At 70.3% G+C, this 12,740-nt stretch carries 12 protein-coding genes; 6 read left to right on the top strand and 6 right to left on the bottom strand.

Going from position 1 to position 12,740, the window contains the following annotated elements:
* Positions 1 to 37: 37 nt before the first annotated feature.
* On the bottom strand, positions 38 to 4,228 hold the full coding sequence (locus ACFY9I_RS30190; RefSeq protein ID WP_391007267.1) for a hypothetical protein: 4,191 nt from the start codon (positions 4,226 to 4,228) through the stop codon (positions 38 to 40).
* A 622-nt stretch (positions 4,229 to 4,850) separates the two neighbouring features.
* Here ACFY9I_RS30190 and ACFY9I_RS30195 point away from each other — a divergent pair.
* From ACFY9I_RS30195 to ACFY9I_RS30220, 6 genes are all read left to right on the top strand, one after another.
* Positions 4,851 to 5,306, top strand: a complete 456-nt coding sequence (locus tag ACFY9I_RS30195; RefSeq protein WP_391007268.1) for a helix-turn-helix domain-containing protein — start codon at positions 4,851 to 4,853, stop codon at positions 5,304 to 5,306.
* A 348-nt stretch (positions 5,307 to 5,654) separates the two neighbouring features.
* The gene (locus tag ACFY9I_RS30200; RefSeq protein ID WP_391007270.1) at positions 5,655 to 6,191 is read left to right on the top strand and encodes a regulator component; all 537 of its coding nucleotides are present in this window, start codon (positions 5,655 to 5,657) and stop codon (positions 6,189 to 6,191) included.
* Positions 6,188 to 6,589: a hypothetical protein gene (locus tag ACFY9I_RS30205; protein WP_391007306.1), complete on the top strand. Its 402-nt coding sequence runs from the start codon at positions 6,188 to 6,190 to the stop codon at positions 6,587 to 6,589. Before ACFY9I_RS30200 ends, ACFY9I_RS30205 begins: the two co-directional genes overlap by 4 nt.
* 14 nt (positions 6,590 to 6,603) lie before the next feature.
* On the top strand, positions 6,604 to 7,437 hold the full coding sequence (locus tag ACFY9I_RS30210; RefSeq protein ID WP_391007302.1) for an MAB_1171c family putative transporter: 834 nt from the start codon (positions 6,604 to 6,606) through the stop codon (positions 7,435 to 7,437).
* A gap of 155 nt (positions 7,438 to 7,592) precedes the next feature.
* Positions 7,593 to 8,774: a cytochrome P450 gene (locus ACFY9I_RS30215; protein ID WP_391007272.1), complete on the top strand. Its 1,182-nt coding sequence runs from the start codon at positions 7,593 to 7,595 to the stop codon at positions 8,772 to 8,774.
* Between the two features lie 53 nt (positions 8,775 to 8,827).
* Positions 8,828 to 9,043 carry a hypothetical protein gene (locus ACFY9I_RS30220; RefSeq protein WP_391007273.1) on the top strand — a complete coding sequence of 72 codons (216 nt, stop codon included), beginning with the start codon at positions 8,828 to 8,830 and terminating at the stop codon, positions 9,041 to 9,043.
* 39 nt (positions 9,044 to 9,082) lie between these two features.
* On the opposite strand, the gene ACFY9I_RS30225 is transcribed toward ACFY9I_RS30220, so the two are convergent.
* The 5 genes from ACFY9I_RS30225 to ACFY9I_RS30245 all read right to left on the bottom strand — a co-directional run.
* A complete protein-coding gene (locus ACFY9I_RS30225) occupies positions 9,083 to 9,583 on the bottom strand; it encodes a GNAT family N-acetyltransferase (RefSeq protein WP_391007275.1) in 501 nt (166 codons plus the stop codon).
* 118 nt (positions 9,584 to 9,701) lie between these two features.
* Positions 9,702 to 10,211, bottom strand: a complete 510-nt coding sequence (locus ACFY9I_RS30230; protein ID WP_391007277.1) for a hypothetical protein — start codon at positions 10,209 to 10,211, stop codon at positions 9,702 to 9,704.
* Positions 10,212 to 10,446: 235 nt separating this feature from the next.
* Entirely contained in the window at positions 10,447 to 10,692 is a 246-nt protein-coding gene (locus tag ACFY9I_RS30235) for a hypothetical protein (protein ID WP_391007279.1), read from the bottom strand.
* A gap of 98 nt (positions 10,693 to 10,790) precedes the next feature.
* Positions 10,791 to 11,465: a hypothetical protein gene (locus ACFY9I_RS30240; RefSeq protein ID WP_391007280.1), complete on the bottom strand. Its 675-nt coding sequence runs from the start codon at positions 11,463 to 11,465 to the stop codon at positions 10,791 to 10,793.
* Between the two features lie 650 nt (positions 11,466 to 12,115).
* Positions 12,116 to 12,740: tetratricopeptide repeat protein (locus ACFY9I_RS30245; RefSeq protein WP_391007282.1), on the bottom strand; the 625-nt coding region annotated here is incomplete at its 5' end.

Genomic DNA, 12,740 nt, shown 5'->3' on the forward strand with positions numbered 1-12,740 from the left:
CCCCGTCGCCCGGCCGCTCACGCCGCCCGAACGTCCGTCAGGCACCCGCGCAAGGTGGCTCGTAGTCCAGCCGCGACAGGTACTCGTCCCACTTCTCCCGCGTGAGCACCCCGCGCGTGGTCGCGCAGATGTGCCGTACGGCGTCGTCGACGTCCAGGTCCCACAGTCGTACGGTGTCGGCGCCGCTGGACACCCCGAGTATGTGGTCCCGGGGGCTGAACGCCAGGAAGTTGCCGGTCTTGGCGGTGGGGCTCATCGACTGGCCGATGGGGGAGGCCTCGGCCGGGTCGGCGACGTCCCACAGGCGGACGGTGCTGTCGTCGCCGCCGCTGGCCAGGGTCCGGCCGTCGGGACTGTAGGACAGCGAGACGATGGCCTCGGTGTGGCCGGTGAGGGACGCGCCGATCCGGGTCGCGCGCGCGGGGTCGGCGACGTTCCAGAGCCGGACCGTGTCGTCGTCGCCGCCACTGGCGAGCGTGCGGCCGTCCGGGCTGAAGGCGAGGTCGCTGACGGACCCGGAGTGGTCGAGCAGGGGTTCGCCGAGGCGGGTGGCGCGGCCCGGGGTGGTCACGTCCCACAGCCGGATGGTGCCGTCCGCGCTGCCACTGGCGAGCGTGCGGCCGTCCGGGCTGAAGGCGAGGGCGAGGATGTACCCCGTGTGACCGGTGAGCCGCTTGGCCAACGGAACGGCGTGGGCCGGGTCGCCGACGTTCCACAACTGGACGGTGTGGTCGTCGTAGACGGTGGCGAGCGTGCGCCCGTCCGGGCTGTAGGCCAGCGCGTCGGTGTACCGGGTCCGCAGCTCGACGGGCGAGCCGTACGGGACGGGGCGAGCGGGATCGCCGACGTTCCACAGGTGCAGCGCCCGGTTGCTGGCCACGATCGCGAGGGTGCGGCCGTCGGGGGAGAAGGCCAGGGCGCGATTGCCGTGGTCCGAGGACAGGAACGGTTCACCAAGGGGAACGGGCCGGCCGGGCTTCCCCACGTCCCACAGCCGGACCCGGCCGTCGCGCCCGGCCGTGGCGAGCACCCGCCCGTCCGGCCGGAACGCACCGTTCCGGCCGACCATGTCCGACGTCGGTATCGACCACAGCCGGACCTTGCCGTCACCGCTCCCGGTGGCGAGCGTCCGGCCGTCGGGACCGAACCCCAGGGCGAACATCTCCCCGCTGGCCCCGGCGAGCGGCTCGCCGACCTTGGACGGGAACGCCGGGTCCTCGACATTCCACAGACTCGCCGTACTGTCCGCGCTGGCGGCGGCGAGCAGACCCCCCTCGGGACTGAAGGCCACGGACCAGATGGGGCCGGTGTGTCCGGTGAGCGGGGACCCCAGCGCGCTCGCCCGCCTCGGTGCGGCCACGTCCCACAGCCGCACCGTGTTGTCCGAGCTGCCGCTGGCCAGAGTCCTCCCGTCCGGGCTGAACGCCAGCGAGTGCACCGTGGCCGTGTGCCCCGCCAACACCCGGCCGATCCGCACCGGATGCCGCCGGTCGGCCATGTCCCACAGCCTGATGACGTCGTCGTCGCCCCCCGTCGCCAGCGTCTTCCCGTCCGGGCTGAACGCCACGGACCGCACGGGAGCGGAGTGCCCGGTCAGCGGCTCGCCGAGCGCGGTCGGGCGCGCGGGGTCGCTCACGTCCCACAGCCGTACCGTCCGGTCCTCGCTCACGGACGCCAGCGTCCTGCCGTCCGGACTGAAGGCGAGCAGGAAGATCGTGCCGTCGTGCCCGGTCAGCGGCTCGCCGAGCGCACGCGGGGCGCGCACGTCCCGTACGTCCCACAGCCGGATCGTGCCGTCGTCGCCCGCGCTGGCGAGGGTGCGACCGTCCGGGCCGAAGACCGCGCTGCTCACCCAACCGGTGTGACCGGTGAGGGGCTTGCCCAGGGCCTTGGGGTGGGACGGGTCCGCCACGTCCCACAGCCGTACGGTCCGGTCGTAGCCGGCGGTGGCCAGCGTCCGGCCGTTCGGGCTGAAGGAGGTCAGGTAGACGGCACCGTCGTGGCCGAGGAGCGGGGTGGCCAGCGGGGCGTTGACGATCGAGACGAGGCGGTTGTGGGTGCCCTCGTCGTCGGGCCGCAGACCGTGTGCCACCAGGTCGAGCTGGGCGGAGAGCGACGGATCCGTGTACTGGACGCGATCGGCCTCGGCTACCACCTGCTCGAACACCGCGTCGTTGCGCTGCTGCCACGCCACCACGGCCGAGCCCACGGCCACGAGCGCGAGGACGACCAGTGCCGACACCGCGCTCCGGGCGATCCACACGGTCCGCCTGCGCAGGCGGACCGAGGCGGCCAGGAACTCCACAGCGCTCCGGGTCAGCAGGGTGTCCCCGGCGGACCGCGCCCAGGTACGGGCCTGCTCGAGACGCGAGCCCCGGTAGAGCAGGGACGCGTCGCGCTCGGAGTCCTCCCAGGCCCGGCCGTCCTCCTCCAGCCGCTGGCGCAGCAGATGGTCGCCGCGGCCCTCGTCGATCCAGCCACGCAGGCGGGGCCAGGCGTGCAGCAGCGCCTCGTGGGTGATCTCCACGGTGTCCGCGTCGAGCGTCACCAGCCGGGCCCGCACCAGCGCCTCCAGCGACTCCTCCGTCTTGCGGGGGTCGGTCGACTCGTGCGCCAACTGCCGCCGGGTGCCGCGACGTCGGGTGGCGTGGGTGTCCTCGCCCAGCCGCACCAGCCGCAGGAGGAGCAGCCGGGCCGCCGTACGGGCCGCCGGATCCAGGCCCGACCAGGCGCGCTCGGCGGTGGCCGCCACCGCGCCCTGGATGCCGCCGGCGGCGCGGTAACCGGCCACCGTCAGCCGTCCCGCCTTGCGCCGCTGCCAGGTGACGAGCAGCGCGTGCGACAGCAGCGGCAGCGCCCCCGCGTCGTGCGCGCCGCGCGGACCGTCCGCGCTCACCTCCCGCACGATCAGCTCCGCGAGCCCCGGCTCCAGCTCCAGCCCCACGGCCTTGGCCGGCCCCGTCACCGCCTCCCGCAGCTCCGCCGTGGTCAGCGGCCCGAGCACCATGTGCCGGTGCTGCAACGCGTCCGCCAGCTCCGGGTGGGCGAGGCACTGCTCGTAGAAATCGGCCCGGACACCCAGGACGACCAGCACGGGCGCCGGTTCACCCGCACCGCCGGGCGTGCACACGGCGTCGAGCAACTGGACGAACGTACGCCGGCCCGCTTCGTCGGAGGAGAGCGTGAAGGTTTCCTCGAACTGGTCGACGATCAGGACGGGGCGGGCGGGGGAGCCGGGGGGCGTGACTTCTCCACCCGCCCCGCTCTGTTCGCTCCGTCCGTTGTGCGCGCCCGGTCCGTTGTGCGGGTCCGGTCCGTTGTGTGCGCCAGGTCCGCTCTGCTCGCTCCGTCCACCCCGGTCGCTCCGCAGCGCCCAGTCAGTGACCGCCTCCCGTACGGCGTCGGCGAACATCGGCGTGCCGGGCTCGTACGCGCCGGACACGACCCGCCCCAGCTCCGGTACACAGCGGGTCAGCTCACCGAGCGGATCGGCACCCGGCACGAACTGGAGCACCTCACCCGTCCTCCGGCGCTTGGGGCGACCCCCGCTCGCCTGCCCCTCATCGGCGTCTCCCTCGGCACCGTCCAGGGCGCCGCCACGGATCGCGGGCACGAGCCCGGCGTTGAGGAGGGAGGACTTGCCCGCGCCCGAGGCGCCGACGAGCATGACGAGCCCACCCGTCCGCTCCGCCGCGCGCAACTGAGCGACGAGCGCGCCGGTGCTCCGCTCCCGCCCGAAGAACCAGCGGGCGTCCTGCTGCCGGTACGAGGCCAGCCCCCGGTAGGGGCAGACGCCACCGGGGAAGGGCGGGCCCTCGCTCGGACCGTGCTCCTCCGCGACGGCGGCGGAGGCCGTCTCCGACGGGGAGGAAGCGGAAGCCGCCCCGCGCTCCCCGACGGGGTCGGCCAGGGCCCGCTCCCACAGCCGCTGCCACTGGGCCATGTCGTACAGCCCTCTGGACACCGGAGTGGGCCGCGCGCGCCGGGCCTCGGGGATCAGGACCTGCAGTACGGCGGCGAGCGCGGCGAACTGCGCCGGTACGTTCCTGGCCCGCCGCCAGTCGCTGATCCGCTGGGCGGAGACCCGTACGGGCCGGCCGCGCTCGTCCACCCGCTGCAGTCGGACAACCGACTCGGAAACGCTCTTGAGAGGTGGGTTGCCCGCTTCCTTGTACAGCAGTGCGAGACGCTCCGCGAAGGCCGTGCGTGCCCCTGAGTCGTGACTCAAGGCATCCCCCCTCAGCTCCCCCCGCCACCTGGATATCCGGACCGGAAAACTCACTTTATATGGCTGACCTGCGACGAAGTCATGGCCGGATACCCAGGCCCTCCTCGCCGTGACCCCGGGGCTGGCAGGATCAGCGCAGCCGCGTACCGCCAGGGCAGCGCACCCACGGGTCCCCGGCGTGTACCCGCAGAACCGACCCACGACTCCGTACGTTTCCGGCCAGCCCGGCGATGACACCGCCGCGCCGCCGCCCACCTCCGCGAGCCCTCATGACGGTCCTCGATCCACGTCCCTTGACACGGATCGACACCCCCGCGCCGTCCGGCACCGGTCCCCACGTGGGGAGGGACCGGTGCCGGACGAAGCGGGACGGGAGACCGTGACGAAGCGGGATGCCGCACATGGAAGAAGCGGGATGCCGCACATGGAAGTGGCCGGGTCCACCCCCGTGGAACCCGGCCACCCGCTGTGGGGAACACTCTGGTGTGAGCGACTCCCCGCAGAACGTACACCGTGGTTGTGGGCGATCGTCAACTACAGTGGGCCGGAAGCCATCGCGTCTGCCGCTCCGCACGCACCAGAGTGGACATGGCGTCGATCAGGGGACAAGGACGTGCCGGTTGTGACAGACGACGAGCCGCGCAGCTTCGCGCAGTTGCTGGACTACTTGTTCCAACAGGTCCACCCGCAGAATCGCGGGCCCTACACATACGCCGAGGTCGCCGAGGGCATCCGGGAGGCTTCGGGAGGCCAGGGCAAGGGCCTCACCGCGAGCGCGATCCAGCAGTTGCGCACCGGAGCCAAGAAGAACCCCACGATGCACACCATCAAGGCTCTCGCCGACTTCTTCGGCGTCCCCGCCGGCTACTTCGTCGACGAGGAGGCCGCCCACCGCACCCGGGCGGAGATCGCTGTCCTGGCCGCCATGCGCGACCAGAACGTCCGCACGGTCGCCCTGCGCGCCAACGGCCTGAGCACGGAGACCCTCCAGATGGTGTCGGCGGTGATCGAACAGGCCCGGATCCTGGAGGGCCTGCCGGGCGAAACCGCGGCGAACACCCTCAACCTGGACGACTGACGGCACTCGTCGACGACGACCCTCGACGCGCCCGAAGACCGCCGGCCACGGCACCGTACGGGCCCCTGCGGTGCAGGCAACGGCACTCGGCGGCTTCGAAGGCCGCTGGCGACGACCCTCGACGCCCCCGAAGACCGCCGGCCACGGCACTCACGCACTCACGGCGGTCAAGGATCGGCAGAAGCACTCGGTTTCCGGCCATTCGGCCAACAGGGCCGAGATCCTCTTCAAGTGACCCTGGCATTCGCCTAAGCTTTCGAGCGATTCGGCGCCGGGGATTCCGGATCGCACTCCGGCCGTACGGGGCACGCTCCAGCGGGCCTGACCCGAGCAACGTCAGGACCGGACATGGACCTCGATCGGATACGCCGCGAGTGCGAACGGCGCGTGGACGCGCTGCGCCTTCCCCACCGCTTCAACACCCGGGACCTCTGTGACGCCGTGGCGGACAAGCGCGGCCGCCCGATCATCCTCAGGCCCCTGAACACGCTGGGCGCGATCGACGCCCCTTGCGGAATCCGCCTGGAGACACCTGACGCCGACCTCCTCTTCTACGAGGAGGGAACCTCGGCCCTGCACCAGAACCACATACTCGCGCACGAGGTCAGCCACATCATCTGTGACCACCCCGGCAGCCTGGAACTGGACGCCGACGCCTTCCACGCCATCGGCTTCAACCCCACCCTCGTCCAGCGGATGAACGGACGCACCAGCTACTCCACGGACGACGAGCGCGAGGCCGAGATCATGGCCACGGTCATCCGACAGCACATCTACCGAGGACGCGAACTCCCGCCGAGTGAGCCCGAGAAGGGCGCCGAGCGCTGGGAAGCCCTGTTCGCCAGACCGACCAGGACGACCAAGAAGGGCCGTCGGCACGCATGATCGACCTCCTGTTCGCGGGGGTGGCCATCGTGCTGCTCCTCGCCGCCGTCTACTGGGTACGAGGACGAGGCGGCCACCGCCCCACCGGCACCTGGGCCATGGCCTCGCTGCTGGTGTCCTTCGCCCTGGCCTTCGCCTCGTACGTGTCGTTCGTGGAGCGCGCCGTCGAGAGCGTCGTCCCCGACGTCGGCCGCCTGCTCAGCAACTCATTCACCCTGGCCGCAGCGACGTCCGTCCTGGCGTTCATGCTCCAGCTCAACCTGGAGCCCGAGGAGGCGAGACGAAGCATCCGCCTGCGTGTGCTCTTCCTAGGCATCTCCGTCGCCGGCATGACGGTGCTCTTCGCCGCGAGCCAGCTGAACGACGACTCCCCCAGCTCTACGCGCTCTACGTCCTGATCTACATCACCTACCTGGGCGTCACCGCCAAGGACTTCTGCGAGCAGACCTGGAAACAGTCCCACCACTCACGGCGCAGGAGCCAGCGCGTCGGACTGCGCATCACCGCCACCGGCTGCCTCTTCGCCCTGCTCTACGCGGCGTACAAGGTGTTCGGCCTGATCTCCATCGGGCTGGAACTGAACCTCCTCCCGCACGGAACCCGCTGCTCGACGCCCATCAGCCCGTTCCGCTGCGTGTTCAGCGTGACGGCGCCGGCCCTGGCCGTACTCCTCATCACCCTGGGGCTCACGCTCCCGGCGGTCGCCTGGCCGTTCAGCCAGTTCCTCCGCCGGCGCTGGGAGTCCCGCTCCTTCGCCGCGCTCGCCCCCCTGTGGCAGGACATCACCGACGCGACCCCCGAAGTCGTCCTGGCCACAACCGACTCCTCCCACGAGTCCGACAACGTGCACAGGTCCCCCGCCGACGACTCCGACTTCCACCTCCACCGCCGGGTGATCGAGATCAACGACGGAGGTCTCGCCCTGCGCCCCCACCGCTCCCCACACGTACGGGAACAGGCCGAGCGGACCGCCACCGCACGCGGCCTGGCAGGCACCCCGGAAGGGGACGCGCTGGTGGAGGCCGCGATCCTACGAGCCGCCGTACACGCGAAGCACACCGGCGGCGAACCACAGCGGGCACCCGCGCCCCCCGCCCCCGGGGCCGCCTCCCGCGCAGGCGACCTCCGAGCCGAAACCGCATGGCTGCTCCTCGTGGCCCACGCCTACGCACAGCAGGAGCCCGCACACCCCACCACCACGAACGACCTGACGCGCTCGAGAACCGGATCGGACCCGCGAGCATGAGAACGACCTGACGCGCTCGAGAACCGGATCGGACCCGCGAGCATGAGAACGAACCGGCGCCACCCGACGCCGGCCACGGGACAGGCCCCGCACGCATGACCGACCGACTCGCACACACCACCGGCACCCTCAGAAAGGCGAACGGACCCGTACGCATGACCGACCCCTTGCAGGACCCGCGCTTCTTCACCGATCCCTACCCGACCTACGCCCGACTGCGGGACGAGGCGCCGGTACGCAAGGTGCCCACGGGCTCGGGAGGCCGCCACAGTTACCTGGTCACGGGCTACGCGGAAGCACGGCAGGCCTTCACGGACCCTCGCCTCTCGAAGAACACCGCGCGCTTCTTCGCGGGCCGACCGTCTCAGCGTGACCTCCACCCGGCCGTCTCCCAGAACATGCTGGCCACCGACCCGCCGGAGCACGCGAGACTACGGGCGCTGGTGACGAAGGCGTTCACCACCGGCGCCGTCGCCCGGATGCGCCCCTACATCGCCGGCCTGATCGACGAACTCCTGGACGCCTGGCCGCAACACGGTGGCACCGTGGACCTGGTCGAGACCCTGGCCGTCCCCCTGCCCGTCACCGTCATCTGCGAGCTGCTCGGCGTACCGGAATCCGACCGCACGCTCGTGCGCACCTGGTCGAGCGACCTGTTCGCCGCCGGAGACCCCGCCCGGATCGACGCCGCCTCCCACGAACTGGCCGCCTACATGACCGACCTGGTCACCACCACCCGCGACTCGCCCGGTGACAGCCTGCTCGACGCCCTCATCGCCGCGCGCGACGACCAGGACCGCCTGACCGAGGACGAACTGGTCTCCCTCGCCGTCCTCCTCCTCGTGGCCGGCCACGAGACCACCACCAACTTCATCGGCAACGCGGCGCTCGCTCTTCTGCGACACCCCGAGACGCTCGCCCGACTGAGGGCAGAGCCCCACCTCGTCGCCGACGCCCTGGACGAACTCCTCCGCTACGACTCCCCGGTCGGGATCGCCACGTTCCGCTACACCACCGAACCGCTCACCCTGGGCGGCACCGACATCCCCGAAGGCGCCCCGGTCCTCATAGCCCCCGGCGCCGCCAACCGCGACCCCCGCCACTTCCCCGACCCCGACCACCTCGACCTCACCCGCCACCCCACCGGCCACCTGGCCTTCGGCCACGGCATCCACCGCTGTCTGGGAGCCCCGCTGGCCCGAGCCGAAGCCGAGTTGACCCTCCAAGCCCTCCTCACCCGCTTCCCCGACCTCCACCTGGCCGTCCCCCCGAGCTCCCTCACCTGGCGCCACACCCGCCTGACCCGCGGCCTCACGTCCCTGCCGCTCACCATGTGAGGCCGCCCACGTATGCGCATGCGGAAGTGCCGAACCGCCCATATGGTCGACGCGTGATCAACATGCAGGTACGCGGAGACCGGGGAAAGCCGGTAACTCGTGCTCAGGGGGGACTGGAGTGGACGGACCTCTTCCCTGCGCTGGACCCGGTGCACTTCCCGATGCTGTGGGCCCTGAACCCGTACGGGGATGCCGTCTTCAACGAGCGTCAGGTGCCGTTGCTGCTGGCGGAGCTCGATCGACTTCCCGCGGCCTACGGTGGCACCTGACCGCTTGACCGCTTGATCGCTTGGTTGTCTGATCGCGGGCTACTGATCGACCACCAAGTCCCGCTGATACCAACTTCCCGTCTTACCCCCGAGGTCAGACGGGCCAGCCGGGCCGACCAGTACGAACCCGGCTTTGACCAGCACCTTCCGGGACGCGGCATTCTCGTGGGCCGTGGCCGCCCGCAGTGCGCGCAGCCCGTACCGCGACGCCGCCAACCGGCACAGCTCCCGGACGGTCGTGGTCGCCACGCCGCGGCCGGCGACGTGCCGCGCGACCCGGTAGCCGAGGTCCGCGGCGCCGTCCTCGATGTCGACCAGGTTGAACCTGCCGAGTACCGAGCCGTTCTCGGCGACGAGGACGTGGAAAGCGCAGACGCCGGCCTCCTGCTCAGCCAACAGGGCTTGGTACCGGCTGGTGAACTGGTCGAAGAAGTCGTCGCCGCGATCAGGAACCGAGGCAGCGAAGTACTCGCGGTTCGCCAGCTCGAAGGCCAGGACCGCCGGGGCATGACCAGCATCCAGCTGCTTCAGCTCGGGCACGGCCCGACCCTAACCGGACGACGCACCGAGCTCACCTGAATTGCCAGTGACGCGACCCTCGCGGGAACTCAGACGTCACCGGTACTTGAAGGCCGTCATGTGTCAGCCGCACTCCGACTCAGCACCAGGCGGTCCCGTCAAGACTGGCTGTGACTTCCACGCCGAAGTCGTCGGAGTCCTCCCCGAGATCGCTGGGGAACCACACAGCGAGATGGGCGGTAGTGCCCGCGAGGGGCTTCTCGAAACAGAGCGCCGAGATGTCGACCGCGAGGCTGCCAGGTGCGGGGGACGGTGAGGAGTCGGCACTCTCGAGTCGCCAGCCGTCCTCTCTGGCGGCTTCGCGATAGAAGTTCAGCACGCCGGCCCGGGAGGTCGTGAGTCGGTAGTACTGCCCGGCGTAGGCGAACCCGTCGTCCTCGTCGCATCCGGAGTACCGCTCGTCCTGGGGCTGCGTCTGGCTCGGGCGCGCGTCGAGGATGGACAGGGACGCCAGGGTGGGCGCGAGCTCTTCGTCAGCCCTGGTACAGCCGTAGAGCCCACCGGACAGCGCCCACACTCCCGTTGCCGCGATGACGGCCATGCCGCCCGCGCCGACGAGTATGAGCTTGGCCACTGCCTTCAGCTTCATGGCGCGGAGCGTAGCGGATCTCCGACATGGGACGTCCACGACCCGAGGACAGAGGAAGCCAGGGCGGTCGACGCGGCCCACGTCCGCCGGGCGCTCACGAGCGTCGACGGGATCAGCCCAGACCAGAACCGTCGTCATGGATGAAACCTTCGGCGCCGCCCAGCAGCAGCCGTAAGTCGTGGCCGCAGGCACGGAGCAACGCACTGTTGTTCGTGGTTGTCTCGCAGTTGGGCACTCACCCCTCCGCTCCTCTCGGCTCGGTCGCCGCACCGGAGATCTGGCGCGCCAACTCCTCGACGACCTGCGGCACGACTCGTTGAGCGCCCTCGTCTTCCAGCGCTTGGGCAAGTGCCTGATGGACCGCCGTGAACGGCTGCCCCGCATATGAGGCACGGGTCCGGTCGACCGCCCGCTCGATCTTCGCGAGATGGGCTACCACGATCGGCATTGCCTTGTCGTACTCGCTGGGGTCCGTAGCCATGGGCTCAGCCGATCAGCACCGACCGATCGGGGCAAGGCCCCTTCCCCGCTTTTTCTGGTGCGGTCGTGGTGCGGCGCAGGCCAACGGGAGGCAAATGATCATTCGTACCAAAGTCCGGGAAGCGGTCCACGCTTGGTCGTTGCCGGAACACCGGATACGGTGCCGCCCCTTTCGAGGTCGCCCCGGATGTGCAGATAGAGGGAGGCCGCCGGCAAGCCGACGGTCTGGATCCAGCCCTTGCCGAGCACGTGGCCGGCGGCTTTCAGCTCAGCGGCTTGGCCCGGTGGGGCGATGCTCTCCGCGTAGCTTTGGCAGATCGTCTCGCCGCTGTCGGCGAATGCGTAGCGCGCAGCGTAGGCGTAGCCCTCGTGGAGCCAGACATACAACACGATCGGCTTGTCCAGCACCGCGCGGAACCACTCGGCGGCAAGCTCGGCGAGCTGTTCCGTGGAGCCCGTGGCATCAAGTGCCCAAGCACTGGGACGATCCGGGAGCAGATACAGCTGATTGTGCAGACGGTCCCCCCGGACGCGGTCACCGACCAGGTGCACACCCAGATCGATCAAGTGTCGGCGGGGCTCCGCCCGGTCGGACAGGCTGACATGAGCGAGGAGTGATTCCCAGTCGTCCGGGCGTCCGACCTCCCCGACAACATCAGTCGGCGCCCAGGCCGTGCAACGCCCGCTCAGCGCTGATACGAAAGCTCTCTCAGCGTCGTCGAACTCGAAGTCGTCGTCCGGATCATCGATCTCGAACCAAGCACGCGTCGTCATAGGACGGACCTTATGGTGAGACAAGGTGCGCCCGGACTCGGGGACGGAAGTCAGAAGCTGGCGCTTGTGTGGCGTTGCTACGGTGCGGAGACCGGTTTCCGGCGCCTGGCGAGATGGCGCCAGGCCACCCAGAGATTGATCACCAGCAGGACCGCTCCCGCGATGGGCCAGCCCGTGGATCCACCGTCGCGGTAGGACCGATGCCTACCGCCAGCACCATGCCACCGATCACTGGACCCATCAGATCCACAAAGCCGTCCAGGCGACCTGCGATCTTTGCGAAATTGGCCACGGCTTGATCGTGAGCTCGGGTCATCCATGAGCGCTTACCCGACTGGCACAAGCAGATAGACATGCAGCAACGTCAGAGGCTCCTAGGAAATTTCCTAGGAGCCTCTGACCTGCTACTTGGCTGTCGGGGTGGCGGGATTTGAACCCACGACCTCTTCGTCCCGAAGCAACTTGGGCGGGGGCGCTGCCTTGGGCTGGTGCGTATCTCACCTGCGTTGTTGGTCCGCTGACGTTCGCGGTCGTCCGCCGGTGTTCGTCGGCGTTGTCACGCAGTTAGACACTCACCGCTGATGCGTCCTGGAGGTGCTTGCGTAGAGCAGCATCTGATCCGTAGCTCTACAGAGATCGGGCGGGGACGGTCATACCGGTCGCTCGGGGATTTCTGAGGGGGGTTGGTGGTCGGGGGCGGTTGCTGGGGTTGCTGTATCCGGTTGCTGTACAGCTGCCGCAGCATCACGGACATGGGCGAGGTTGGCGCGGGCGGTGAGCGTGTCCGGGTGCTCGCCGCCCAGCAGCCGCTCCCGGTCGGCCACCACCTGCTCCAGCAGTTCGATCGCCTCGCCGGTCCGCCCCGTCTGCCAGTAGGAGGAGGCGAGGTTGGCGCGGGCGGTGAGCGTGTCGGGGTGCTCGCCGCCCAGCAGCCGCTCCAGGTCGGCCACCACCTGCTCCAGCAGTTCGATCGCCTCGCCGGTCCGCCCCGTCTGCCAGTAGGAGGAGGCGAGGTTGGCGCGGGCGGTGAGCGTGTCGGGGTGCTCGCCGCCCAGCAGCCGCTCCAGGTCGGCCACCACCTGCTCCAGCAGTTCGATCGCCTCGCCGGTCCGCCCCGTCTGCCAGTAGGAGGAGGCGAGGTTGGCGCGGGCGGTGAGCGTGTTGGGGTGCTCGCCGCCCAGCAGCCGCTCCAGGTCGGCCACCACCTGCTCCAGCAGTTCGATCGCCTCGCCGGTCCGCCCCGCCTGCCAGTAGGAGGAGGCGAGGTTGCCGCGG

This window comes from Streptomyces sp. NPDC012510 (genome assembly GCF_042955065.1).
In the GTDB taxonomy this organism is placed as follows: domain Bacteria; phylum Actinomycetota; class Actinomycetes; order Streptomycetales; family Streptomycetaceae; genus Streptomyces.

What these genes read in the sequence shown, in the direction of transcription:
- ACFY9I_RS30205 (WP_391007306.1), top strand. Translation starts at nt 6,188, where the DNA reads ATGATCGACCTCCTGTTCGCGGGGGTGGCCATCGTGCTGCTCCTCGCC.
- ACFY9I_RS30235 (WP_391007279.1), bottom strand. Translation starts at nt 10,692, where the DNA reads ATGGCTACGGACCCCAGCGAGTACGACAAGGCAATGCCGATCGTGGTA.
- ACFY9I_RS30200 (WP_391007270.1), top strand. Translation starts at nt 5,655, where the DNA reads ATGGACCTCGATCGGATACGCCGCGAGTGCGAACGGCGCGTGGACGCG.
- ACFY9I_RS30240 (WP_391007280.1), bottom strand. Translation starts at nt 11,465, where the DNA reads ATGACGACGCGTGCTTGGTTCGAGATCGATGATCCGGACGACGACTTC.
- ACFY9I_RS30215 (WP_391007272.1), top strand. Translation starts at nt 7,593, where the DNA reads ATGACCGACCCCTTGCAGGACCCGCGCTTCTTCACCGATCCCTACCCG.
- ACFY9I_RS30230 (WP_391007277.1), bottom strand. Translation starts at nt 10,211, where the DNA reads ATGAAGCTGAAGGCAGTGGCCAAGCTCATACTCGTCGGCGCGGGCGGC.